The organism is Hydrogenovibrio marinus (assembly GCF_013340845.1).
Taxonomy (GTDB): Bacteria; Pseudomonadota; Gammaproteobacteria; order Thiomicrospirales; family Thiomicrospiraceae; genus Hydrogenovibrio; species Hydrogenovibrio marinus.
The window spans coordinates 1,140,475-1,165,694 of sequence record NZ_AP020335.1; the positions used below are offsets into that span (position 1 = coordinate 1,140,475).

Sequence of the window (25,220 nt, forward strand, 5' to 3'; positions counted from 1 at the left end):
TGAACCTAGGTTCTTCGCCATTTTTTTGAACTTAATGACATACCGGACGGTCGGTATTGTTTAAATTGTGTGCTTAAAAGGAGATAAAAGATGTCTTTATTGAGTTTGGTTACCCCTGAAAAGGCTACTGGCAGAGTCGCTGAAATTTATGATGAAATTAATTGGACTTTCGGTAGCGTGCCGAATGGCTTTCAACTGCACAGCATCAGCCCCGAGTTGTTCGATGATAACTGGCGTAACATCAGCTATTTCATGGAACACAAAACCTTGAAATTTCCCTTGTTGGCGATGATTCGTATGTTGGTCTCAACTGACAATGCCTGCGAATACTGCATTAATCTGAATGAGGCGCTATTAATCAACAAAGCAGGGTTTACCCAAGATCAGATTGCCGCCACCAAAGCTGACGCATCAAATGCGCCTTTGAATGAAAAGGACAAGGCAATGCTACTGTTTGTGCTAAAAGCAACCAAAGCGGCAAAATCCGTTAATGCTGACGATGTGGAAGCACTGAGAAACCTGGATTGGACAGACAAGGATATTTACGATGCTGTTGCGCATGGCGCTAGAAACATGGCGATGGATGTGCTTTTTGACACTTTCAAAGTTGAACTATAGTTACTATTTCCTGCTACACCAACTAGACAAACAAACCTTAAAACCGCCCATAGCGTGCTAGTGGCGGTTTTTTTGTTTTTAATGGCGCTACGCAGGGCTTAAAAAGACATGTGGGATGAAGGATAATGAAACCCTAAATAAAGAGTGGATTTAGCCCGACATATTCAGTCCTTGGCACTATAATCTAATCTTTACCTATTAATTGATTCTTAGACGCTGGTAGAGAACTCATTTTGACTCTGAACTTTGTGAATTTTTTTCGCTCTAAACACTATAGCCACGAACAGAAATACTTCAGTGGGATGTTGGTTTTCTTGTGTGTTATTTGGTCGATAACACTGCTCTGGTTTAATTTCTTCCTTGAAATCAATTATTCCCATCTTGATGCCGGTATTTGGTTTGCTCTGTTGTTGGCAACATTGGTTGGCAGTTATTTTCTGAAAGCGTTTCCCAGTTTACAAGACAGCAATATTTCCGGCTTTAAGCGTGGTTGGTTGCTGCTGTTGGTTTGGACCATGTTCCTGAATGCGGGTTTGCTTTATGAAACCGGTGGCTCCATCAATCCGCTGATCAACTTGCTCTTGTTGCCTTTGGCTTTGGGCATGTTGATGCTGTCGTTGCAATACTTCATCGGCTTGGCGGTCATTTCGGCATTCTTCTATGTGTTCCTGAGCACTTACTATGTGCCGATCATGTCGATGAAGGTGCAGAGTTTACAAGCGTTTTTCGCTTGGTATCTTCACGGTTCTGTATTGGTTTTCATGTTGTTGGTCTTGTTCTTGGCGTTGTTCATTCTGCCTCTGAAGCAACGTCTGGAAAAACAAAAAGCGATCTTGGAGCGCCAGAAAAAACTGGCACTGCAAAACGAATATTTCATGTCCATTGCCGGGTTGGCATTGTCATCCGTACACCAACTTAGTACACCGCTTAACACCATGGCGTTGCTGACGGAATTGATGAAACATGAAGTCAGCACGCCGGAAGGCAAAGATTACATTGAGACCTTTTCCGAGCAGTTAGCAGTGTGTAACCGTGCACTTGAGACACTGAGAAATCGCGCCGATTACGCGCAACAGACGCAAAGAAATCCGGTTGAATTGCCGATATTCTTGTCGGAGTTAAAACAAGAGTTTGCGTTGATTCAACAACAAAGCGTGCTTAGAGTTCAGGTGGACGAAGCGCTTAAACCGATGGAAGATTTTGTGTTACAAACCGACCCAAGTCTCAAGTTGGCGCTGTTGAATTTACTGGACAATGCAGCAAGATATAGTCGAGATTTCATTTTGATTAGTTGGCAGGTTACGGATAGTGCTTTGCTCATATCAATCCGAGATCACGGCGGCGGGGTGGCGGAGTCTGAACTATCACTATTGGGCAAACAGCCACAGGAAAACAGTCATGGATTGGGTATGGGCGTGTTCTTGAGTCGCATGATTATTGAACGCTTTCACGGCAAACTGTCGTTCAATAATTATGTGGATGAAGTAGATAATAAAGCCGGTTTGAAAGCTGAGATACAGCTTCCCAAACAACTGATATTTTTAAAAGATCAATCAAACGAAGACAATGAGTGAAATGGTAACTTCTCCGATTTTAATCGTCGATGATGATGAAACCTTTCTAAGAGTGCTACAGCAAGCTTTGAAGCATGCGGATGTTCCGGCTGTATCGGCACGTACACCTGATGATGCTTTGGCGGTTATTCGCGAGCAAACATTCGACTATGCAGTATTGGATTTGAATATCGACGGGCATAGTGGACTCAACTTAATGAAAGAATTGTTGCAGCTACAACCGGACTGTCAGGTACTGATTTTGACGGGCTATGCCAGTGTTGCTTCTGCGGTGGAAGCCATGCGCTTGGGCGCGATGGATTATTTGTGTAAGCCGGCATCCGTATCGGACATCATCAAGGCATTAAAGCTGGAAGCCTCTGAAGAAACGGTGTTGGAGCAAAATGATATCGAAAATGAGCCCTCGGAAGATTTTCAACCCATGTCCGTCAAACGTCTGGAGTGGGAGCACATCCAAAAGGTTTTGGTCGAGCATGACGGTAATGTCAGTGCAACCGCGCAAGCGTTGAACATGCACCGCCGAACCCTACAAAGAAAGTTGCAAAAACGCCCGGTAGAAAAGTAGTTTCAAGCATTAAAATCTACCAGGTTGGGGTCTTGAGGCTATTACTCAATCCATAGAATATCGGTTTCACCGAAGTCATAGCCAAGCTGTCCGATAAGGGTTGAAACTTGCCCTCGGTGATGGGTTTGATGCAAAAACAAGTGGGTGAAAACTCGCCCAAGGCTAAACGCCTGAGGGCTATTGGTCATGATGCTGTGGTATGAAATCACACGAGTCAACTCCTGCTCATTGAGATTGCCAACCACCATCATAATGCGTTCATCCGTTCGTTCGCGTTCGGCACGTAGCTCGTCAAAATCTTCATAGAGAATTTCACGCAAACTGCTTGCCGAAAAAGGCTGGCTTTCAATCCTACCTAACCAAACTTTATCCGTGAGCAGTAGGTGGTTCAAAGTGCCGTGAATCGACTCAAAAAAAGCTTTCATATCGCGTTTTCGCGCTTCATCCGACATGGCGGCACAGGTAGCATAAAACTGACGATTCATTGCCTGGTTATAGTGCGCTTGCCATTGAAAGTTTTCGACTTGAGTCATTTGTTATCTCCACCAAGTTTGAGTGAGAATCCTATTTGTGCGTCAGTTCGTGAAATCCCAGTTTCAATTTCAGAAACACTGGGCCGACAGCATGCTGAAGTTGGCGTCCATCGACTTGTGCAACAGGGATCAGCTCTGCACCGCTTCCTGTCAGGAAGGCTTCATCCGCGTTGTAAACATCATACAGACTCATGGGGCTTTCTTCGACAGCGATGTTTGACCTAATTGCCAATTCCATTACGGCATCCCGCGTAATGCCTTGTAAAGCGCCAGCTTCGCAAGGTGGTGTAGACAAAACGCCGTTTTTGACGATAAACAAGTTTGCAGCACTTGCTTCGGCAACTTGTCCGCTATGGTTCAGCATCAAGGCATCATCTGCGCCAGCCTGATTCGCTTCCATTTTAGCCAAAATATTATTGATGTAATTAAGCGTTTTGATTTTCGGATCAAGCACATCCAATGGGGCACGGCGAACCGAAGTGGTAATCAATTTAGCGCCATGTTGCTGAATAGTGTCTTCACCCATTTTCAGGCCACGATACAGAATAAAAACATTTGGTGTGTCGCAGTTTCTGGGATCAAGTCCCAAAAACCCTTCGCCTCGAGTTACGACGAGACGGATATAGCCGCTGTCCATTTTGTTGGCGGTAATTAAGGCCTCGCAAGCCTGTGTCAGAACATCAAGGGTATAAGGGATGACCAGCTTCAATGCCTGAGCGGACTGCTGTAAACGAACAAGGTGCTCACGTATTCTAAAAGTACGGCCGTTATAAACTCGCATACCTTCAAATACACCATCGCCATAAAGCAGGCCATGATCCAATACTGAGATATGTGCTTCGCCAACAGGTACAAGGTCTCCGTTAAGCCAACAAAATTCTTCCATCGCTTTTCCTATTTGTGTCAATTAATGAATGTTCCACCACCAGTTTTCACGAAGTGCGTAGCCGACGTGGGGGCTTGGGTCGACAAATGCCTGCCAATACAGAAACAACAACAGTGAAATGATGAATAACCACAACAATGATTTTTTCCAATACGACATTGCATTTTTCCTTAAAAATCATAGATATTTAGTCTAGCGGTCGTGATATATTAAATACAGATTTAAAAAAATAAAATTTTTACGGTACAGATTGGCTTTATATAGTTTTGTACTGGTATTTTTGAAAAATTCTGTACTGGTATTTGGATGATGTCATGAACCTTAAGCTTTCTAAACCGAATGAAAATGCGGATTTTCTCTATCAAAAATTGGCGACACAGCTTGCCAAACAGATTCGCGATGGACTTTATCAACCCGGCGATAAGCTCATGCCGATAAGACGGTTTGCCGAGAAGCAGGGCGTGAGCATTGCCACAGTGGTGTCGGCTTATTATCAACTTGAAGCCATGGGCTATGTAGAAGCACGCCCCAAATCCGGCTTTTATGTCAAACGGCTTTATCAAGAGCAAATTGACCGACCATCGCAAAGTGAGCCGGATGCCGTGCCTACTGTCGTGACAGGGCAAGAGATGGTGTTGCATCTGGTCAAAGCCACTAACAATCCTGAAATGATGCAATTTGGTGCCGCAGTCCCGGATGCCTCTTATCTACCCACTCAGTTAATTGCTCAAGCGGTAAGGCAAGCCGCAAAGAACGACATGGCTGTTCTGAATGATTATCTTTTTCCACCAGGGTTGCCAGAGTTGCGCAAGCAGATTGCACGGCGAATGGTGGGCAACGCTTGTGATGTGTCTGCTAAACAGGTTGTGATTACCAGCGGATGTCAGGAAGCCATTCGTCTTGCATTAAGAGCTTGTGCGGGGCCGGGCGATGTTATCGCCATTGAATCACCGACGTTTTACGGGTTGTTGCAGGTCATTCATTCACTTCGAATGAAGGCGATAGAAATCCCAACAGACCCAGATACAGGCATGTCCATAGAAGCATTGGAGATGGCAATCGAACAATGGCCAATCAAAGCTTGCGTGCTGGTGCCCAGTTTTAGTAACCCGTTAGGCTTGAGCATGCCGGATGATAAAAAGAGTCGGTTGGTTGAATTACTCTCTAAACGAGAGATTCCAATTATTGAAGATGATGTTTATGGGGAAATTTCTCATGAAAGTCCAAGACCAAAACCCCTGAAGGCGTTTGATAAAGATGATTGGGTGATTTACTGCTCGTCTTTTTCTAAAACTTTATCGCCGGGGCTGCGTGTCGGCTGGGTGGTCTCAAAGCGCTACTATGACAAGTTGGAGTATTTCAAGTACGTGTCCAATTTGGCAACAGCCTCTGTTTCACAATTGGCAGTTGCAGAAGTGCTTCAGTCAGGCAAGTACGATCGCTACCTGAGTAAAATCCGCAGTCAATACGCCTATGCGGTAGAGCGAATGACGGCTGCAATCGTCAAGCTGTTTCCCACTGGCACTAAAGTAACACGTCCTAAAGGCGGTTTTGTATTGTGGATAGAGCTACCCTTTAAGGTTGATACCTTTGAGCTCGCGAATCGATTGATGAAACACCAAATCAGTATTGCGCCGGGACGGATTTTTTCCACAACCAACAAATACGATCACTTTTTCAGAATTTCTTGTGCGGTGAACTGGAATCACGAAACCGACTTGGCATTGCTGAAAATCGTCAATGAGATTCATCAAATAAAAATGTTAGGCAAGGACAGATATCGCCCGCTATAGAGTAAGTTTCTATAAAAACAAGCTCATTGATATAGTGTTAATTGTTTCAATTTTTTGAGCAAGTTTTAATAAAAAGTTAATAAAAACAATTAATTAGTAATGCTAAAAAAGAAGCCTATACTCAGAATAAGGTCTGCCAAAAATTTTTAGAAAGCGGCTTAGACTTCGCTCTACTTTGATTTAGGTAATCCTTGCAAATACTGAAAACAAGAGGGTGGTGACATGAAAAAAACAGCATTAAGTTTGATGATAATTCCGGTTTTGCTGTCAGGCTGTAACAATGACTCTAAGTCGGCTTCAGAATCTTCCATACAAAACATAAGTACAAATAACGAAGTTAAATCAGCGTCTAAGTACACGGTATCAATGAATGACGCACTTTATAAAACATTACCGTTTGCAAACAAAACAGACTTTGAAAATGCGAAAAAAGGCTTTATTGCGCCGCTGCCCAATAATGGTGTTGTAAAGGATGCCAAAGGAAATGTTGTTTGGGATTTAGGAGCGTACCTGTCTTATATAAAAGAGGGAACAAAGTCACCTGATACGGTTAATCCAAGCCTTTGGCGACAAGCTGAATTGTTGATGTATTCCGGGTTGTTTGAAGTGGTACCTGGCGTCTACCAAGTTCGTGGTGCAGACCTTTCAAATATGACGATTGTGGAAGGTGAAAAAGGAATCACAATTTTTGATCCTCTTGTATCAGCGGAAACAGCAAAATATGCCCTGGATTTATATTATCAACATCGGCCTAAGAAACCTGTGGTCGCGGTTGTCATTACCCACAGTCATGTTGATCATTTCGGTGGTATCAGAGGGGTCGTTTCAGAAGCCGATGTGAAATCCGGTAAGGTGCATATTTATGCTCCGGAAGGGTTTACGATGGATGCTGTTGCTGAGAATGTTATGGCTGGTACGGCTATGTCGAGACGTGCGAGTTATATGTATGGCAACTTACTGCCAAAGTCCCCAGAAGGGCAAGTCACTGCAGGGTTGGGAATCACCACTTCAAGTGGTGAGGTTACACTAATCAAACCAACTGACCTTATTCAAAAAACCGGTGAAACCCGAACGATAGATGGGTTGAAATATATTTTCGTTATGGCGCCAGGTTCTGAAGCACCGTCTGAGATGATGTGGTATATGCCTCAGTTTAAGATGGTCAATACTGCGGAAGACTCAAGTCATACCATGCATAACCTCTATTCTCTTCGTGGCGCAAAAACTCGTGATGCACAAAAATGGCCGGGTTATCTAAATGACGTTTTGCGCAGATTTGGCGGTGATGTTCAAGTGGAAATTGCCATGCATCATTGGCCGACTTGGGGAAATGAAAATGTGGTTAAGCATATAGAGTCGCAAAGAGATTTATACAAAACCATTCATGACCAAACATTGCATTTTGCCAATATGGGCTACACCATGAATGAGTTGCCAGATATGGTGAAACTGCCAAAAGCTTTGATTGATGATTGGAGCTCACATGGTTATTACGGGAGTAAAAGTCATAATGTCCGGGCTGTCTACAACTTCTATCTAGGATACTTCAACGGCAACCCTGCGGACTTGAATCCTTTGCCTCCAGAGCAAGAAGCCAGAGATATGGTTGATGCTTTTGGTAAAGATAAAATGATGCAAGTTGGTTATGACGCGATTCAAAAAGGAAAGTATCGTTGGGCTGCTACAGTGCTTAAGCAAGTCGTATTTGCTGATCCTAAAAACCAAGATGCAAAAAACTTGTTGGCGGATGCGCTTGAGCAAATGGGGTATCAAGCAGAGAGTGGACCTTGGCGTGATTTTTATCTAACAGGTGCTTCTGAGTTGCGAAAAGGTGTTCAGGAGTTACCAGCACCCAATACCGCTTCACCTGACATTATTGCCAATATGACTTTGGATCAGATATTTGCCTACATGGGGGTCGAACTGGATGTTGATAAAGCCAAGGGCAAAGATATTGTTATTAACTGGCAAATCCCTGATACAAAAGAAAAGCATACGCTATTCTTGAAGGACTCCGTACTCAACGAATGGGCTGATTACCAAGATCCTAAAGCGGATGTGACAGTAAGCATGGATCGCAAAGTTTTGAATGAGATTCTCTCTAACAAAATGACGTATCAGCAAGCTATTAAGTCAGGTGATATTAAGGTTGATGGCGACACAGACAAGTTTCTTGACTTCGTTGCAAGTTTGGATGACTTAAATCAACACTTTTGGTTTAACATCGTCACGCCTTAAACTGAAATGCATCAACAAAAAGCCCGCAATCGCGGGCTTTTTTATGGCAATCACATTTAGTGGATATCTATATCCAGCCTAGCAGTTTCCACCAGAGGTAATCCAATGGCAACAGTACCAATGCGCTGGTGATAGCCAACATCAGCACCATTTTTGCGCCATGAATCATCTTTTCCCCTGCCAGTTGCATCCCTATGACGAGAGGAGGAACTTGGTAGATAAAAATCGGGGTGGAAAATCCAAGCACTTGAGTCATCAGTACTGTGTTTAAAGGCAGCCCTGCGGCGTGTGCCAATTGTTCTGCAAGTGGTGTTAGTACCGCTGGAACACCAGGTGCAGTGGTCGCCACGGAAGTCGTCATCGCCATTAATGCCAAGGACATAAAGTTCATGAAGTCATGTCCTGATGATAAGGGTAACGTTTGCGTCAGTTGATGGGCAATGACATTACTGAGTCCTGAGCTCGACAGTAAGGCGCCTAATCCCAATATACCGGCAACAATCAAGAAGGGCGGCAGTTTGATGTCATCATTGAATTGCTTGCCATTCACCAAGCCAAAGCCCGGTAGAAGCAATAAAAATGCTGCGCCCACGGCAATCCATGCTGGAGAAATGTGGTGAATAAAATCCGTTAACCAAAGCCCGACCGTGACAGCCAAAATCACTGACATTTTGAACTGTGCCCGAGTGAAAGGTGGTGTGGTTTCGTGAGGAGAAACATAGGCCTTTGGCGTGTCTGGAAACTGCCAGACAATCAATCCCCAAATCACCAAGGCTTTTAGCACGCCAAGCACTGGAAAGTGCAACATCAGGTATTCCCCATAAAGCGGCTCGATGTTGTAAAGCGTTTCAATACTCCCCACTAAAACCATGTTGGGGACGTTGTTCGGCAGTACTGAAAAGGTCGGGAAGAAAGTCCCGAAAATGGCGGCCAGCACTAACCCGGTTCTGCCCTTTGAACCGCTGTGAAAGCCGAATCCTTCTGACATGACAATAATGATGGGAATCAGCAAGGCAATGCGTGCAGTTGCAGACGGCATGACAAAGCCCAGTAAGATACCAACCACAATCACACCTAAGACCAGACGTGCATAACTGCCGTTTAGTTTGTCTGCTACGCTATGCACGATACGATCACTCAGCCCAGTATTTTTTACCGCGGAGGCAATGACTAACCCGCCGAAAATCATCCAGAATGCCGAAGAGGAAAACCCAGAAAATACCACAGTTGGCGTGCCAAGTCCCATCAACATCGCGACTAGGAAAAACAGGACGGCAGTCAGGTGTTCGGGGAGTTTTGCGGTTGCCCATAGGCTGATAATGATGATGCCCAATCCAGCAACATGGCGCTGTTCAACAGGCAAGTTTAAAACAGGGAAAAACATGATGGTGATGCCCAGGATAGCTGCAAACAAAGTCACCAAGCTGGAAAAGGACAAGTAATTTGGTTGGGTTTGAGTGATTGAGGACATGATAGGGTTCCAAACAATAATCGTTATGATTATTTTCTCGAAAATCTTTCGGTCTGTCTTGCTACAATTTGACAATGAATGTCGAAAAAGTGACAAACGAACAACAGGTCATAGAGCCACCCTCTCCGGCGTCTTATTATTTGGATGAGACAAAGCCAGTATTGGCGCGTGCCGTTGAAATGCAAAAGGCGAGAAGAACCCGGTTACATAATCACCCAAGGGCACAGCTGATTTATGCCATCAATGGAGTGGTGAGAGTGCTGACAACTGAAGGCACTTGGATTGTGCCGCCAACACAGGCGGTGTGGATTCCATCCAGCGTTATGCATGAAACACTGGCAGTGAATAAAGTCTCGGTGCGCAATCTCTTCATTGACCCTTCGGCAACCGAAAACTTGCCCAGAAATGTCTGCGTGTTTAACGTTTCGGCATTGCTGCGGGAGTTGATATTGAAAGCGGTTTCAATTGGTAACGAGTATCAGCCAGACTCAAGTGAATACCGAATCATGCAGGTAATTTTGGACACGCTTAAAGAGGCACAATCCACAACTTTGCACTTACCGATGGGAAAAGATCCAAGGCTTCAAAAGGTGATTGAGGCATTATTGGAAAATCCTGACAGTAATCGAACCTTGGACGACTGGGCGTCTTTTGTCGGGGCAAGCAGCCGGACTTTGGCAAGGTTGTTCAATAAAGAAACCGGAATGAATTTTGGGCAATGGCGCAATCAGTTACGCTTGATTGAAGCAATAGATCGACTAGGGCAGGGGCAATCGGTGACTAACGTTGCGATTGACTTGGGTTATAACAGCCCCAGCGCGTTTATCGCCATGTTTCGTAAGAAACTGGGTAAACCGCCGGTAGCCTATTTCCGAGAAATTTCCGAGGGTTAAGTCTTATAAAAAATCTGCCAGGTTGGGGTTAGTGACTACTTTTCGCTGCGCGTTGCTTAAAGGCGAACAGGAAGAAAATAATCAGCAACAGGAGTGTGGCGGTTGCTGAAAATCTGCTCAATTCCAAGCCGCCATTCGCTACTGGCTTGTCAAGGAAGTCACCGACCACGGCACCCAATGGTCTTGTCAAAATAAAGGCCAGCCAGAAGAGCACAACATGCGAAATTTTGGTTTTGTAGTAGGCAACAGCAATCAATGCCAGCGCACCCCCAAAGATAAAGATACTGGCTTCATAGCCTAACCCTTGCGTATCTGCGACCCAGTCACCCAATGCTGTCCCCAGTGTCTGCGAGAACATGATGGTGACCCAGTAGAAGGCTTCAGACTTAGGAGAACTTACGCTATTGATGGAAACTGTTCCCAGTGTTTTACGCCAAATAAACAGTGAACTTAAAAGCAGTAGTAACAAAATGGTTGAGCCGCTCGCATAACCTATGCCCAAAGAACGGTCCGCAAAGTCTGCCATAGTGGTGCCGACAGTCGTGGTGGCAATGATGGTGATCCAGTAGATGACAGGATGAAATGCTTTTGAGTAGATTTGTGCGGCAACGGCAATAATAAACACACCTGCAAAGATATAAGTGCTTTCCAGGTAGCCGAGTCCTAAAGACATGGAAAGGGCATCACCGCCAGTTTCACCCAGAGTGGTTGCAAATATTTTGATGATCCAGAAAACAAGTGTGACTTCTGGGACTTTACTCAGCACTTCATTGTGATTGGTATTCATGTTATTTCATCCGGTTTTGTTTGTAGCGTTTATCATAACGTGTCCGGATGACTAAATGCCTTCAAAAGTTTGAATAGATGAAAATGGGGGGCGATTATTTTACAAAAGCTTCAAAGCCAGGCTGCATTCTGCTTGGAATGAACTCGATGACATCATAATCAGCTAGACCTTCTCGTTTGAAAGGGTCAAGTGACAGAATGCTTTCCAAGCTTTCTTTGTCGACTCCTGATGCAAGAATGACGCCGCCAATTCTTGGGTTCCTTCTACCAGAAGCGATAAATACACCTGCTTCATATTGTTTATTTAAAAATTCGACGTGCTCAGCATGATATTTTTCAACATCTTCAATAGGGCATTTATAAGTGATAACAACTGCAAACATAGATTTTTCTCTTGTGGGTTAAGGTTATTGAGTGTTTAGGTTGTGACGCATGAGTTGTTGAATGCTTTTTGTTAAATACTCGGTGGATTGAGCTTCTTTACTGCCACCCGGCAAGTAGATGCGAACAGGGTTGACTTGAAAGTGAAAGAACAACAGCCCCATCAAACTGGTTGTCAAAAAGTGGGGGTCACAGTCGGGATCAATTTCAGTAAAAACGGCATGCAGTGCATGGCAAGTATTCGACATTACATCTTCCGCTAGGAATTTCAGGTGATCTTCATCCTGCTCCAACAGCTCACGGATAAACAATTGACGAAAAGTCTGGTTGCTCACCATTTGGTTGCAGGCCAGGGCAATGAATTGGTCTAGCTTTTCATCTGCAGGGAGGCTCGAAGACAGGCAAGCAACCAGTACATTGTCTTCTTTGCAGAAAACATATTTTAAAGATGCTCGGTAGAGTTCATTCTTGTCTTTGAAGTGATTGTAAAGCGAAGGGGCTTTGATATTGCATGCCGAAGCAATATCACGCATGGTCAACGCATCATAGCCTTTTGAGGCGAACAGTTCGGCAGAGGTTTCTAAGATGCGTTGTTGCGTATTGTTTGTTGTCATGTGTCTCTGTGTTATTACTTCGTATTATGTTACTTCGTGTTTACGTCTAATCTCATCCCAATCAATATTGTGACAAGCATAGCAAGGTTCTTTGATGATGCCCATCCAAACCAATAGACTGTGTATTTTACAACCTAAACAAAACCCAAGTACAGCTTCAAACCACATGAGTGCAATGCAAACCCAAACCAGATTCACTGGAAACCAATAGGGAATGTAGTTATAGGTAGTCGGTAAGAGCTCAGCACCGAACAACGCATTGACCCAATTGGCGAATACATCCGGGTTGAAAAACACCAAACATAAAGTTACCAAAGTGATTCCTAAGCTCCAAGCAAAGCGCTTTGGCGTAAGAGGCTTCCACTCTGCACGTTTGTTGCGTGCAAGGTAGGTTGAAAGGTGGATGGTGGGAGACAGACGAGATGTCCAGACAAACATACCCGCAAGCAACTCAAACAGACCATAAAACAATAATGCTGTTTGTACGGTGTAATCATAAGTACGGCGTGTCATTTCACCAGAGTAGATGATTTGTGAGGCATCATTTACCTCGTAAGTGTCTTCAATACTGTTCGTGTTCACTATCCAAGGCGATGTGTAAGCCACATCAAATAACGTCAATGCCATAAATAGTGGAATCGCTAACATCATTCCAGCACGAATACGCACGGCTGTATCGTTGATGAAAAGGATTTCCTCGTTGGGGTCTCTAAACCAAGTATTTTTAAACCAAGACATCGTTGCCTCCTTATGCATTTAGAAGGATTAAATTTTTTGAACCGAGCCAGAGATAGGCTTGCTGAAAAAAGTACGGAAAACCATTGAGACCGAATAGCGCTCATTGTGATTCCACGGCATGAGAGACATAAATCGCGCCAAGAAACAGTAATCAAACAACACCATCGCGGTTGTACCTAGAATCACGAAATACAGTACCCAATACATTGGCGCCCAGAAGGCAACTAGGAGTAACAGAGTATAAGCAATGCGCACCTGTACCGGAAAAGCCGAGATGGATTTGCTTTCAGCATAAAAGTGAATAATTTGTATCACAGTCAACGCCGTTGCCAAAGGTAAGCCATAGTGCCAACCGCTGACATCCAATATCAGCAAAATATCCGTGATAAACCAGTAAACCCAAACCTTGTTCATAATTCTATCCATAATAGCGTGCCTTTTAATTTACTAACTAACGTTTGTTAGTATAGTCATTAATAGGCAATTAACAAGTAAAATTTCTGCCAGGTTGGGGAGGGAAGGAGTGTTTAACTTAGAGGCAGCATAAAGTGAGTGATGCAAGAACTATGAATGTCACTTTATGCTAACCCAATCATTGATTACTTATCGATTTGTTTACTTTTATGGACCCAGGCGATTGCTTCACCGGCAAGCGCGCCGCCACCCGGACCACCAAATTTTAAAACGTCTTTTGCCCAACTTTCAAAACCGGCGCCTGTGGCAGAGTCTGGTGTTGGAAATTTAAACGAGTTTAAATTACTACCTGCAAAAGCAGTCGTGCTAAAGGCTGCTGCGAACAATATTCCAATCAGTTGCGTTTTCATACGTCACCTCTGAATTTTCATAGCATTAAATGAGAAAAAGTAACTCGAGTAAGTTTTTCACTCACTTTCACTATACGCCGAATGAAAATGCAGAAAATAGCTGTGCGTTCATCTTCAGAGATCAGTCAGCTTTTCATTAATATTCATCAAAACTTAGTGTATTCAATGAAGCAATACTGGTGCGATATAGTTTGATTTTGAAATACTAAAATCTACCAGGTTGGGGTAGTGGTGATTTGTGCAAACTTAAGATGGTGCATGAATTCGCGCAGCATCAAAAGTTGCGCGTAAAACTTGGGAGATATGTCAGGTTCATAAGCACTTGGCCGCTTACCCATGGCAATCTCCGCATAAAGCCCAAATAAGCACTCCAGCGAGTCTCTAGATAAGATCATTTCATCGGAATCAGAAACGCCTGCCAAAGAAGCCATGCCTTTAATAAAAGGCGTTTCACTGACTAAGCGAAATCCATCAACGGGAATCATTGGCACGATTTTTTCAATTTCATCTTCAATGAAGTTGATGGCATACTCAATTTCACTATAAGTCGGTGGTGTGTGTTTGAAGTAAGCGTTACTTACCAATCCAAAACCAACAGGTAAAGTGACTTTAGTGATGCCGGGTTGCTTGAAAGTGAAGGTAGATTCCGTTTCGGTAATTTGTAGGTAAACGGTATGTTCACCCATCGCCAGACTGTTTTGCATAGTTACTCTCGTCCATAAAACCAAGCATATGAGTTTGATTTTAGACCGTGAATGGGTGTTTAACAAATTACAATTCGGTTTGTTCTAAGTTGATTTTGAGAATTGGTAGGGTAAAAAATGACGGTGGAGAAAACACAACACGCCAACCCTCTATGAAGGCGGCGTGTTGTGTGCGGAATGATTAAGCGTTATCGAACTCGATTAGTTGATTGAAAGCATGCCAGCTAGCATACCCAAGTAGTGGCATGATCAGAATCATCGCAAACCCGAGTGTGACCAGTCCTAGCGTTAAGAACATTCCAATGGTCAATGCCCAGACAAGCATCACCAGTTTGTTTTCCATTACCACTTTAAAGCTAAGGATCATCGCATTGATAACCCCAATGTTTTTGTCTTTCAACAGCAAAGGCAGAGTAATGACGCTGATACTGAATACAAAAGCCGAGATAATCACTGCGCCCACCATAAAGAACACCATAAAGTTCAGCCCAGCTTCTGATTTCAAAAAGCCCATGAGCCCTTCATCCGGGTTCACAATCAACAGGCTGTTGGATTGTGCAATAGCAGCAATGAGTGGTGTCATCAAAGACCAAGCGGCAACCACCACGCCAAGTATCAAAGCAAAGGAGGCAATCTCGGTTGTGTTATTGCGCCAAGCAAACATGGAGTGTTTCAGTTCAGGGTGTTTGCCCTGTTCCAATTGTTGGGCAATGTAATAAAGTCCTGTCGCCAAGAAAGGAGACAGCATGACAAAAAAGGTCGCATACTTGAATATCATCACCGCTTGTTGTCGGAACATGAGGAAAACGCTAAACATCGCGAACCACATGACAAATCCGTAGAACAAAGACTCTCTCGGTGCATTGGGAATATCGTCCCAGGCTTTTTTCAACCAAACCCCGATATCCGAAACTTTCGCATCATGTGAAATCAGGTGTTCTCCATTTTCCAGATAATGGTCATGTATGTGTGAAGATGAAATTACTTGCGGCATAAAGGTCTCCTTTATTTGCATCTTGCAAATTGGTGATACGCAATCAGTTTTCTCATTTAGCATTTCCTACTATTCAAGTAGGTTATTAATAATATACATAATCGCTAATAGCGAATTGATCGAATAAATTTATGCGCTATATCTTTGTTATATAAGATAAAATTATAATATTCTTATGTGTTTAGGATGGTTTTCAGAGAACATTGAAAATGCAAGGTTGCAGCAGAGTACATGGCTTTTTTCACCACTCTCTGTTTATGCTAAGAGTGCTTCTGCTACATAAACATCTAAGCCAGCACCCCGGTAGAGTGAGTTCAGTTCATTGCGAGTAAGTGCATAAACGATGCCGTATACAGTACATTTTCTTCTCTCAATAGAGTGGTCATTTTTCCTATTCGTAGCTTAAACCCTCTTACTTTTGCTTGCGGCGTTTCTTGGAGATACACCTTTCGCGTTTAGGATTTCAGGATCCATGTAGAGTCTATAAAAGAAAACATCGTTCAATCTAGTTTTGGAATTATTTGGCTTAGCTACCTTAATGTGTCTACAAGTGTTTTTTCGTTGAACTGATAAGTAGAACAAAACTTACCCTACACGAAATAACAGATGTTTAGTTTTTTGGAGAGATTTTCCATTGAACTTTAACTGATAATGAAAGAAGTGAAGATGAAAATGTGTGGTTCAGATGCATGATTAACTCAGAGATGAGTTGTTAAAACAGCAGTTGTCTAATATTGAAAATTATGGCAAATTGATTTTGACATTGACTCATCTTATTCGCTTGACTCGAGTTGTTCAGCGCTATGAACTAAAAAGCGAGCGAAATCAGTGATTTCTTCATCACTCATACCTGAAAGCATTTGTCGTTGAATAGAGACGACTTTTGAGTCACAACCCTTTAACGTTCTTTTCCCTTTCTCTGTCAGTGATATATTTATAACCTTTGCATTTTCATCATTACAAGCTCTGGTTATGTGACCTAATTTTTCCAAGTCTTGCACAATGCGAATCATAGTGGGGGGGGCGACAAAGCTTCGTCTAGCAAGCTCAGCATTGGACAAATTGGGACTTTCTCGTAGGTGAACAAGTGCCGCATATTGTGAAGTTGTAAGGCCATTGTCTGCTAGAGATGAATCCATCTTTGCTCGAAGTGCTTGCTGTATTCTTTTTACGAGAAAGCCAATTTGCCCGCGAATATCACCATCAAACTCAAGGTTCATTACTAAAGTCTCCTTTGGTTTTTTATTTAATTTATAGTTATATGTTAGCAAGCTAATATTGTTATAATATAATTAGCATGCTAATATTAATTATGTAAGAACTAATTTTTTTATAAAAACAAATAAGGAGCTATCATGCAAACACCTACTAATCTGGATTTTGTGTCAATACAGGTTATTGATATGAAAAAATCTGAAGATTTCTATATGAACACTTTGGGTTTTAAAAAAGGGGACGCACCAAACCCCCACGCAATTGTTTTCGAAACTGGAGCTGGATCAATATTTGCAATTCGCACGCCCATTTTAGATTTGCAAAATTTCAATGAAAAAGGGGCGGGTATATCACTTTGGTTTAAGGTCCCTGATGCAGATATTTTATTTCAGAAATTGCAATCAGGGAATGTTCCTATAGTTAAGCCCATTGAGGATGATCCTTTTGGCCGCGTATTTATACTAAAAGATCCTGATGGATATCAAATTACGATACATGGCGAGAAATAAATATTAGCTTAGATAGACTCAATAGTAGAAAGCCAATGGGGTGTTAAGCTTTATTGGCTTCTAAATCAAGCGTTGCTGTTTAAGAGCTGATCTCATTTCTAAATTTTATTTTAGCTTCATAAGCAAGAAGTCCATAAACTCCGTTTCTGGAATATCCTGCGCCTTTTCATCTCGGCGGTATTTGTATTCAATCTCGCCTTTGTCCAGACCGCGTTCACCGATAACGATGCGGTGCGGAATACCAATCAACTCCATGTCATTAAACATAACGCCTGGGCGCTCGTTACGGTCGTCAAACAATACTTCAATGCCTTTGGCTTTAAGGTCGTTATACATCTTGGTAGCGGCTTCTGCTACGCGAGGCGATTTGTGCATTTGCATTGGCACAATACACACTTGGAAAGGGGCTAAGGCTTCCGGCCAGATAATGCCTTTATCATCATGGTTCTGCTCAATAGCAGCGGCAACCACACGTGTGACACCGATGCCATAACAACCCATTTCCAATACTTGCGCACGGCTGGTTTCATTGAGTACGGTTGCATTCAAAGCTTGTGAGTATTTATTACCCAGTTGGAAGATATGACCCACTTCGATACCACGGCGGATTTCGATTTTACCTTGTCCACATGGGCTTGGGTCACCTTTAACCACGTTGCGGATGTCAGCAACCAGAGTAGGCGTTGCGTCTCTGTCCCAGTTTGCACCAATCAAATGGAAGCCGTCTTCGTTAGCGCCGCAAACAAAGTCGCTTGCGTGTGCCGCTGTGCGGTCAACAATAACAGGAATGTTCAAACCGACAGGACCAATAGAGCCAGCGGAACAACCAGCGGCAGCTTTGATTTCTTCATCAGTCGCCATCTCGAAAGGCTCTGCAACCAATTCTAATTTTTCAGCTTTGATTTCGTTTAATTCGTGATCGCCACGAACCACTAGCGCAACCACAGGCGCTGCTTCAGTAGCCCCTTTAACCAAAAGGGTTTTTAGGACTTTCTTTTTCTTAAGTTGTAGGAAGTCACACACTTCTTCAATGCTGTGTTTGTTTGGGGTTTCAACCTTAGTTAATTCTTCTGTAGGCTCAGCACGTTCACCTTTTGGTGCTAGGGCTTCTGCCAGCTCAACGTTTGCAGCAAAGTCTGACTCGGTAGAGAAGGCGATGTCGTCTTCACCTGACTCAGCCAGTACGTGGAACTCATGAGATCCATCACCGCCGATAGAACCTGTGTCTGCTTGCACTGGACGGAAGTCTAGCCCTAGGCGAGTGAAGATGCGGTTGTAGGCATCGTACATTTCGTCATAGGTTTCTTGCAGGCTGTCACGATCCATGTGGAAAGAGTAGGCGTCTTTCATGATGAACTCACGTGAACGCATCACACCGAAACGTGGACGAATCTCGTCACGGAATTTGGTTTGGATTTGGTAGAAATTCACTGGCAGTTGTTTGTAGCTGCGGATTTCTTTACGAACCAAGTCAGTGATGATTTCTTCGTGTGTTGGGCCTAGCGCGAAATCACGGTCATGACGGTCTTTAAAACGTAGCAACTCTGGACCGTAGTCTTGCGCACGACCAGACTCTTCCCATAGCTCAAGTGGTTGGACGACTGGCATCAACAACTCTTGCGCGCCGGAACGATTCATTTCCTCACGGACAACTTGCTCGACTTTACGCAACACTTTTAAGCCTAGCGGTAGCCAGTTGTATAGACCGCCGGCAAGCGGGCGAATCAAACCTGCACGTAACATCAATTGGTGACTGATAACAACGGCGTCGGCTGGGGTTTCACGAGTGGTGGCGAGCAATAAGTTTGAGGTTTTCATTCTAAGGAAAGACTCTTTTCGTTTTTAAATTAATTTCTAAAGTAACAGGTTAAATAACAGGGTTTAAGAATAGAAATAACCCCGTTTTGGAATGGGGTATTTTAGCACGCAGAATTATCTAACGTAAGCGATAACGGTGATGAAATGACAGAAGGAACCGCCAATAACAAAAAGGTGCCAAATACCGTGCGCATGTTTGAGCAGGTTTTTGTCGTCAAGCACATAGAAGATAATGCCAACAGTGTAAGCAATACCGCCCGCGGTAAGCCACCAGATGCCTGCGGTTGTCAGGGCGTCTTTTAGCGCACCAAAGTCGAAAACAACGAGCCAACCCATAATGAGGTAAATGCCGAGTTGTAGCCACTCGATGCGGTTTTTAATCACCAGTTCTAGCGTGATGCCAATGATGGCAAGCGACCAGACGGCAATGAGTAACCAAATGCCACCACTACCATAGAGCGTTACCAGTGTAAAAGGGGTATAGGTTCCGGCAATAAGCAGGTAGATGGAAATGTGGTCGAGCTTTTGGAAAATGCGTTTAACGAGTGGGTGTTTGAAGCTGTGATAAAGCGTGGAAAAGCTGTAAAGCAGCACCAATGTCAAACCGAAAGTCAGAAACCCTATAAACAACGGGATGCTTTGTTGTTGAATGCCAACTGTCAGGAGCGAACCGAATGCCATTAAGGCGAGTACGGTGCCCACAAGGTGAGAGATGCTGTTGAACTTTTCAGTGTGGTACATACGGTTTCTTAATTATGTAGTCGCCTTAGTTGTCGTATTTTTCTTTACAGTGCTTGATAGCAGCCCAGTAGGCGTCATTTTTATGAGGGTCGCCGCCTTTGGTGTTGTCCCATAGAGCGTTGGCTCTATTTTTACACTCTGTGTATTCCTTACTTTCACAGGCGGTAAGCGATGCCAGAGAGAAAGTGACTGTCAGAAAAGATAGTAGACCGAGTACTGCTTTTTTCATGAGAAATCTCCTATACCCATCATGAATGCGTATTTAAACTCTATATGTATTTTATTAAATAATGTTCTAAAGACATTTGAGTTTTATTTAAACATGCTTTAACCCAACCTGGCAGATTTTTGAATGAAATTTTCGTCAAGAAGCAAACTGACAGCGGAGTTGAGGAAAGATGGCCTGCGTAAAAGTATGAAGTTATTGGTGAATGACCTTAAAATCGGTATGATGAACGCACCAATGCTTGGCATACAGTAATGTCTTAATACCGAACCTTTGGAAGAAAAGGAACCTCCGTGACAATTTCCGCACACAAACAAGAGCTTGATTGGACGCAACGTTATACCAACTTTTTGGACAATGAGGAATCTCGTCCTGCGCGTATCGTTTATCAACGAGACAGAGCGCGAGTCATTCACTCGGCGGCGTTTCGTCGTTTGCAGGCGAAGACGCAGATTTTTGGTTTGAATGAATCTGACTTCTATCGCACGCGTTTGACGCACTCGATGGAAGTGGCGCAAATCGGTTCTGGTTTGGTGGAACAGTTGATTACAGTCGGTGAAGGCAAAGCTTATATGGATTGGTTGCCTTCGTTTTACTTAATTGAGGCGATTTGTCTGGCGCATGATTTGGGGCACCCGCCTTATGGACACGGCGGTGAAGTGGCATTGAATTATATGATGCGACAACATGGTGGCTTTGAAGGCAATGCACAGACCTTGCGCATCCTTTCCCGATTGGGCGAGTATACGCCGAAAAACGGTATCGACCTGTCTAGACGTGCTACCTTGGGGGTGCTGAAGTATCCTGCAATTTATGACGAGGTGGTGGCGACCAGTAGCGATTATCAAGCTCGGATTAAACAGGAAGATGCATTTGATTTCCGCACATTGGACATGAGCCGCTGGTATCCGCCGAAAGCAAGTGTGTATCAAGAAGAGCGTGAGCAATTTGAGTGGGTGTTGGGCTTGTTTTCCGATAAAGACAAAGCGCTTTTCACACAACTGGTTTCCAATGAAAGCCATTTTCAGCACGATTTTCACAAAACGCAATATAAAGCATTCGACACGACCATTATGGAATTGGCGGATGATATTGCCTACGGTATTCATGACTTGGAAGATGCTGTCGCGATGGGCATGGTACTTCGTGATCTATGGCAAGCAGAAGTCATGGAGAGCGAGGTCTTTAAACGCTATGCGCTTTGGGGTGACGAGATGACGACCATGTTGTTCAGCTCTCGCTCCAAAGACCGTAAACATGCCATCAGTAAAATGGTGGGTATTATGGTCGAAAGTATTTTTGTGGATGTAAACGAGATTTTCGAGCACCCGTTGTTGCGCTACCAAGCCAAGCTGGGTGAAGCGGAAATGGCCGTGTTGGAGCTACTTAAAAAGTTCGTTTACGTCCATGTCATCACGTTGCCGGAAGTAAAAGGCATGGAGTATAAAGGGCAATTGATCGTGCTGGACTTGTTCAAGTCGCTGCGTGCCAATCCGGAAGCGTTATTGCCTCGTAACACCTATGAGAAACATCAACGTGCTGAGTCTGAAAGGGCGCAGCAAAGAGTGATTTCCGACTATATCGCGGGCATGACGAATACTTATGCGTCACGCTTGTATGAGAAGTTCTTTACGGCATCTCAAGGTTCGATCTTCGATCGCCTTTGAGTTTAAGTCATGGCGTTTCCTATTTTTGATGCGCATTGTCATATTATCAGTGAGGGGTTTCCTCTCATTGAAAATCAAGGCTATTTGCCGCCCACTTTTTCAGTAACACAATATTTACAGGAATTATCCCTTACGACTGGAAAGGAGGAGTGGTGATTTCCGGTTCTTTTCAAGGAAACGATCAAACTTATTTGGTCGATGCGTTAAAACAGCTAGGAAATGGATTTGTCGGTGTAACACAACTTGCTCCTGATGTTTCGGATGAAGAGGTGCTTTCTTTGCATCAGCATGGAGTGAGGGGCGCTCGCTTTAATCTGTATCGCGGTGGTCGAGAGCAGTTGTTATATATGGTATCGATGGCGCAACGACTTCATGATTTAGTCGGCTGGCATATTGAGTTGTACGTCGATTCAAATCATTTAAAAGAGCTTTCTACAGCAATACTGCAGTTACCGCGTGTAAGCATTGATCACTTGGGTATGTCTGAGGGCGGCTTAAGGGATTTATTACACTTGGTTGAAAAGGGCGTTCATGTCAAAGCAACCGGATTCGGACGCGTAAAACTGGATGTGGTAAATGCCATGAAACGCATTCATGAAACAAATCCTAGTGCCCTTATGTTCGGCACGGATTTACCTTCAACCCGGGCAGAGAGGCCTTATAGTCACAAAGACTATGAATTGGTTTGCGAGGTTTTTAGTGAGAAGGATTTTGGTAAGGTGTTATTTCAAAATGCGATGGCATTTTATCGTGTGCAAGATCATTAATTCTTGAGTTAAGGTAGATTATGGGATTTCTTGAAATCGGCCTAATTGTGATTGGGCTCATGGTGCTATCGATGGTGGCGCAAGAGCGCCTTAAGATTCCGATGCCGGTTACCTTGATTTCCGTGGTGTTGCTGTTTGCGGTGTTTGGCTATCACATAGAGATCAAAGGTTCGACTTTTGATTCCATGTTGATGCTGTTGTTGCCATTACTGATTTCTTCCGATGTACTCAACCTAAAGCCAGATGAACTCAAGAAAAACTGGTTGAGTGTTGTGCTGACGGCCGGCGTAGTGGTGGTAGCATCAGTGATTCTCGGTGTGCTGCTTAAAGCTTATATTTTGCCGCATTACGACTTGAGCATTCCCGCAATGGTGGCGTTGATGGCGATGGTGGTAGCGACCGATCCGGTAACTGTCTCAGCGGTATTCAGCAATTTCCGTTTACCACACCATTTAAAGTTTATTGCCGAGTCTGAATCTTTGTTTAACGATGCCAGCGCCTTTGTGATTTTCGGTATTGCGTTAACCATGCTAGCGCAACCGATGTCAGCGGATGAAGTGCTGGTGTTTTCAGTAGTGACAATTTCTATGTCTCTACTAGTGGGGTTGATTGTTGGAGTTGTTGGTATCTTGTTGCTCAAACTTTCCAATGGCGCACAGACGGAAACTGCCATCATTTTATTGGTCGCTTATTTGTCATTCGAGTTTGCAGAGTATTTTGAAGTGGCGGCGATATTCTCACTGGTGGTGTCTATGGTGGTGATGAACGCCGCGATTTTGTCTGAAGACTCTCGTTTCAATATTCATGCAAATCGTCCGGGGCTGAGGCACAAATTATTCTCGCACTTGAACGACACCTATCAAAACCATCCGTCTATTGTGCAGTTTCTGGGGTTTGCCGCGCTGTTGGCAAACGTGCTGTTGTATATCTCTATCGGTGAGATTATCAATTTGCATTGTCTGCTGGGTTACTGGAAAGAGATTCTTGCGGTGTTTGTGGCAACCAGTTTGATTCGCGCACTGATGATGTGGCGATTCAAAAATACTTCTCACCGAGTTGAGTCAATGGAGACAATCTCTTTCGACTGGTGGGTGGTACTGACGTTTGCAGGGGTAAAAGGCGGGTTGTCTATTTTGATGGTGCACATGCTGCCGGAAACTTTTATCTATAAAGAGCTATTCACAGCGATTATCTTGGGCAATATTATCTTAACGACCTTTGTTTACTCATTGTTGCTGACCGTTTATGTCAAGATGAGGAGGGTATCATTCTCTTCTCAAGTCGGGTTGTGAGGACTAATCTTAGCGAGGCTTTTTCGGCAGGTAGTATTTAGGGGCAACTGCTGGTTTACCTAGCTGGGTAAATCCCCCCAACCTGGCGGATTTTTGCGTTTGTGCTTGTTGCTGTTTCTTTTGTGTTTGCTGGGTGATTGCCCATTCTCGATGTTCTTGTACCAGTTCTGAATCTGTCTTTAAACCTGTAAGTGCTTCGATGTTTTGGGGGCGGTAGTCGTCATTGCCAATCGCAATGCACAGATTTCTTTGCCAGAGCGTAAATCCAATACGCCTAATGGGTGAGCCTTCAAAGTTGTTCAAAAACTCTTCTTCACTCCAACTCAATAGAGCCAAAAGTGTTGTGGCATCAAGCGGATGTTTTGCTTTTATTTGCTTGGCTTTAAAAGCCTCTTCTGTTGTGGAATCAGTGAATTTGTTCCATGGGCAAACCAGCTGGCAGTCGTCACATCCATAAATGCGGTTGCCGATAAGCGGCCGCAGCGCTTCATCAATGGAACCTTGATGCTCTATGGTCAGGTAAGAAATGCAGCGGCGGGCATCGACTTGGTTGTTTGGCAATATTGCTTGTGTTGGACACTCATCGATGCAAGCTGTGCAAGGGCCACAGCCTTGTTTTCCAAATGGTGGGTCTGCTGGCAGATCAATGTTGCAATAAAGCTCGCCCAGAAAAAACCAAGAGCCAGCGCGGGGGTGAATAATCAAACTGTTTTTGCCAATGAACCCAAGACCAGCCTGTTGGGCGATGGGGCGTTCGAGCACGGGAGCCGAGTCGGCAAAGGCTCGGTAAGTAAAGTCTGGCACTTCTTGTTGGATTTTACTGGCGAGCTGTTGCAAGCGCTTGCGCATGAGTTTGTGGTAATCCTTGTTCAAGGCATAGCGCGAGACGTAGGCTTTATCGCTGGTTTGCAGTTGCTCGATAGGTGAGTGGGCATCCGCATCATAGTAGTTCATTCTGACACTGATGATAGATTGCGTGCCCGGCACAAGTTCAGGTGGACGAGTGCGTTTAGTGCCGTGTGCGGCCATGTATTGCATCTCGCCATGGTAGCTTTCTCCCAGCCAATTAAAATAGGCAGCTTCATAATCAGACAGGTCGGTCGATGAGATGCCGACATCAGCAAACCCTAAGGCTTTACCCCAGCCTTTTATTTTGGTCACCAATTGAGCGTGAGTGGTATTTTGCAAATGCTTTCTCTTTAGCGCTAAGTATTGCGCTCATTTTAACGTGTTTGGGCGTGCCTGAATGAAGGATTATTTGTGGTAAAAAAGCCGCAGAAATAAAATTTTGTTCATTTTAGGGTTTCTTTTTTATACAATTTCTATAAAATGATACCTAATTCATTGAAATAACTATGAAACTAGAATTTAAA

28 protein-coding genes are annotated in these 25,220 nt (G+C 43.9%); 11 read left to right on the plus strand and 17 right to left on the minus strand.

What is annotated here, in order from left to right; all coding sequences use genetic code 11:
• Positions 1-90 precede the first annotated feature (90 nt).
• The 3 genes from HVMH_RS05430 (at position 91) to HVMH_RS05440 (ending at position 2,757) form a co-directional block, all read left to right on the plus strand.
• A complete protein-coding gene (locus HVMH_RS05430; protein WP_029908706.1) occupies positions 91-618 on the plus strand; it encodes a carboxymuconolactone decarboxylase family protein in 528 nt (175 codons plus the stop codon).
• Between the two features lie 314 nt (positions 619-932).
• A complete protein-coding gene (locus HVMH_RS05435; protein ID WP_162178144.1) occupies positions 933-2,192 on the plus strand; it encodes a sensor histidine kinase in 1,260 nt (419 codons plus the stop codon).
• Complete coding sequence (locus tag HVMH_RS05440) at positions 2,185-2,757, plus strand: response regulator transcription factor (RefSeq protein ID WP_029908709.1); 573 nt, start codon at positions 2,185-2,187, stop codon at positions 2,755-2,757. The genes HVMH_RS05435 and HVMH_RS05440 overlap by 8 nt, the downstream gene beginning before the upstream one ends.
• A gap of 41 nt (positions 2,758-2,798) precedes the next feature.
• Here the strand turns inward: HVMH_RS05440 and HVMH_RS05445 are convergent, their stop codons facing one another.
• From HVMH_RS05445 to HVMH_RS05455, 3 genes are read right to left on the minus strand one after another with little or no spacing between them, the layout of a single operon-like run.
• Positions 2,799-3,290, minus strand: coding sequence for a DinB family protein (locus HVMH_RS05445; protein WP_029908711.1), 492 nt, complete (start codon positions 3,288-3,290; stop codon positions 2,799-2,801).
• 31 nt (positions 3,291-3,321) lie between these two features.
• A complete protein-coding gene (gene ilvE / locus HVMH_RS05450; RefSeq protein WP_029908713.1) occupies positions 3,322-4,176 on the minus strand; it encodes a branched-chain-amino-acid transaminase in 855 nt (284 codons plus the stop codon).
• Positions 4,177-4,197: 21 nt separating this feature from the next.
• Entirely contained in the window at positions 4,198-4,335 is a 138-nt protein-coding gene (locus HVMH_RS05455) for a hypothetical protein (RefSeq protein WP_155837643.1), read from the minus strand.
• A gap of 155 nt (positions 4,336-4,490) precedes the next feature.
• Here HVMH_RS05455 and HVMH_RS05460 point away from each other — a divergent pair, with 155 nt between their 5' ends.
• Both HVMH_RS05460 and HVMH_RS05465 read left to right on the plus strand, forming a co-directional pair.
• Positions 4,491-5,969, plus strand: coding sequence for an aminotransferase-like domain-containing protein (locus HVMH_RS05460; RefSeq protein ID WP_051622951.1), 1,479 nt, complete (start codon positions 4,491-4,493; stop codon positions 5,967-5,969).
• A 222-nt stretch (positions 5,970-6,191) separates the two neighbouring features.
• Entirely contained in the window at positions 6,192-8,207 is a 2,016-nt protein-coding gene (locus HVMH_RS05465; protein WP_155837644.1) for an alkyl/aryl-sulfatase, read from the plus strand.
• Positions 8,208-8,274: 67 nt separating this feature from the next.
• On the opposite strand, the gene HVMH_RS05470 is transcribed toward HVMH_RS05465, so the two are convergent.
• The gene (locus HVMH_RS05470; protein WP_029908720.1) at positions 8,275-9,678 is read right to left on the minus strand and encodes an SLC13 family permease; all 1,404 of its coding nucleotides are present in this window, start codon (positions 9,676-9,678) and stop codon (positions 8,275-8,277) included.
• Between the two features lie 74 nt (positions 9,679-9,752).
• Between HVMH_RS05470 and HVMH_RS05475 the strand changes: the two genes are divergently transcribed.
• Entirely contained in the window at positions 9,753-10,571 is an 819-nt protein-coding gene (locus HVMH_RS05475; RefSeq protein WP_051622952.1) for an AraC family transcriptional regulator, read from the plus strand.
• Positions 10,572-10,599: 28 nt separating this feature from the next.
• Here the strand turns inward: HVMH_RS05475 and HVMH_RS05480 are convergent, their stop codons facing one another.
• The 9 genes from HVMH_RS05480 to HVMH_RS05520 all read right to left on the minus strand — a co-directional run bounded on the left by HVMH_RS05480 (position 10,600) and on the right by HVMH_RS05520 (position 16,832).
• Positions 10,600-11,358: a COG4705 family protein gene (locus HVMH_RS05480; protein WP_029908724.1), complete on the minus strand. Its 759-nt coding sequence runs from the start codon at positions 11,356-11,358 to the stop codon at positions 10,600-10,602.
• A 94-nt stretch (positions 11,359-11,452) separates the two neighbouring features.
• Positions 11,453-11,740 carry a YciI family protein gene (locus HVMH_RS05485; RefSeq protein WP_029908726.1) on the minus strand — a complete coding sequence of 96 codons (288 nt, stop codon included), beginning with the start codon at positions 11,738-11,740 and terminating at the stop codon, positions 11,453-11,455.
• Positions 11,741-11,764: 24 nt separating this feature from the next.
• A complete protein-coding gene (locus HVMH_RS05490; protein WP_029908728.1) occupies positions 11,765-12,352 on the minus strand; it encodes a TetR/AcrR family transcriptional regulator in 588 nt (195 codons plus the stop codon).
• 24 nt (positions 12,353-12,376) lie between these two features.
• The gene (locus tag HVMH_RS05495) at positions 12,377-13,090 is read right to left on the minus strand and encodes a DUF4395 domain-containing protein (RefSeq protein WP_051622953.1); all 714 of its coding nucleotides are present in this window, start codon (positions 13,088-13,090) and stop codon (positions 12,377-12,379) included.
• Between the two features lie 27 nt (positions 13,091-13,117).
• Positions 13,118-13,504 (minus strand): hypothetical protein, encoded by a 387-nt coding sequence (locus HVMH_RS05500; protein ID WP_155988736.1) that lies wholly within the window; start codon positions 13,502-13,504, stop codon positions 13,118-13,120.
• A 185-nt stretch (positions 13,505-13,689) separates the two neighbouring features.
• Entirely contained in the window at positions 13,690-13,914 is a 225-nt protein-coding gene (locus tag HVMH_RS05505; protein ID WP_029908734.1) for a hypothetical protein, read from the minus strand.
• A gap of 212 nt (positions 13,915-14,126) precedes the next feature.
• Positions 14,127-14,618 (minus strand): hypothetical protein, encoded by a 492-nt coding sequence (locus HVMH_RS05510; protein WP_051622954.1) that lies wholly within the window; start codon positions 14,616-14,618, stop codon positions 14,127-14,129.
• Positions 14,619-14,799: 181 nt separating this feature from the next.
• On the minus strand, positions 14,800-15,612 hold the full coding sequence (locus HVMH_RS05515) for a DUF2189 domain-containing protein (protein WP_029908738.1): 813 nt from the start codon (positions 15,610-15,612) through the stop codon (positions 14,800-14,802).
• A gap of 773 nt (positions 15,613-16,385) precedes the next feature.
• Positions 16,386-16,832, minus strand: coding sequence for a MarR family winged helix-turn-helix transcriptional regulator (locus HVMH_RS05520; RefSeq protein WP_051622955.1), 447 nt, complete (start codon positions 16,830-16,832; stop codon positions 16,386-16,388).
• A gap of 135 nt (positions 16,833-16,967) precedes the next feature.
• On the opposite strand from HVMH_RS05520, the gene HVMH_RS05525 reads away from it, so the two are divergent.
• A complete protein-coding gene (locus tag HVMH_RS05525; protein WP_029908742.1) occupies positions 16,968-17,336 on the plus strand; it encodes a VOC family protein in 369 nt (122 codons plus the stop codon).
• A 105-nt stretch (positions 17,337-17,441) separates the two neighbouring features.
• On the opposite strand, the gene HVMH_RS05530 is transcribed toward HVMH_RS05525, so the two are convergent.
• The 3 genes from HVMH_RS05530 to HVMH_RS05540 all read right to left on the minus strand — a co-directional run bounded on the left by HVMH_RS05530 (position 17,442) and on the right by HVMH_RS05540 (position 20,124).
• A complete protein-coding gene (locus HVMH_RS05530) occupies positions 17,442-19,154 on the minus strand; it encodes a proline--tRNA ligase (RefSeq protein WP_029908744.1) in 1,713 nt (570 codons plus the stop codon).
• Between the two features lie 114 nt (positions 19,155-19,268).
• Complete coding sequence (gene trhA / locus HVMH_RS05535; protein WP_029908746.1) at positions 19,269-19,895, minus strand: PAQR family membrane homeostasis protein TrhA; 627 nt, start codon at positions 19,893-19,895, stop codon at positions 19,269-19,271.
• 25 nt (positions 19,896-19,920) lie between these two features.
• Positions 19,921-20,124, minus strand: a complete 204-nt coding sequence (locus HVMH_RS05540; RefSeq protein ID WP_029908748.1) for a hypothetical protein — start codon at positions 20,122-20,124, stop codon at positions 19,921-19,923.
• 123 nt (positions 20,125-20,247) lie between these two features.
• Between HVMH_RS05540 and HVMH_RS11865 the strand changes: the two genes are divergently transcribed.
• The 4 genes from HVMH_RS11865 to HVMH_RS05555 all read left to right on the plus strand — a co-directional run bounded on the left by HVMH_RS11865 (position 20,248) and on the right by HVMH_RS05555 (position 23,847).
• A complete protein-coding gene (locus HVMH_RS11865) occupies positions 20,248-20,376 on the plus strand; it encodes a hypothetical protein (protein ID WP_269473365.1) in 129 nt (42 codons plus the stop codon).
• Between the two features lie 95 nt (positions 20,377-20,471).
• A complete protein-coding gene (locus HVMH_RS05545) occupies positions 20,472-21,788 on the plus strand; it encodes an anti-phage deoxyguanosine triphosphatase (protein WP_232087831.1) in 1,317 nt (438 codons plus the stop codon).
• Between the two features lie 125 nt (positions 21,789-21,913).
• A complete protein-coding gene (locus HVMH_RS05550; RefSeq protein ID WP_269473368.1) occupies positions 21,914-22,555 on the plus strand; it encodes an amidohydrolase family protein in 642 nt (213 codons plus the stop codon).
• A gap of 20 nt (positions 22,556-22,575) precedes the next feature.
• The gene (locus HVMH_RS05555; protein WP_029908752.1) at positions 22,576-23,847 is read left to right on the plus strand and encodes a cation:proton antiporter domain-containing protein; all 1,272 of its coding nucleotides are present in this window, start codon (positions 22,576-22,578) and stop codon (positions 23,845-23,847) included.
• Between the two features lie 9 nt (positions 23,848-23,856).
• Here HVMH_RS05555 and queG read toward each other — a convergent pair whose 3' ends face one another.
• Positions 23,857-25,035, minus strand: coding sequence for a tRNA epoxyqueuosine(34) reductase QueG (gene queG, locus HVMH_RS05560; RefSeq protein ID WP_029908753.1), 1,179 nt, complete (start codon positions 25,033-25,035; stop codon positions 23,857-23,859).
• Positions 25,036-25,220 lie beyond the last annotated feature (185 nt).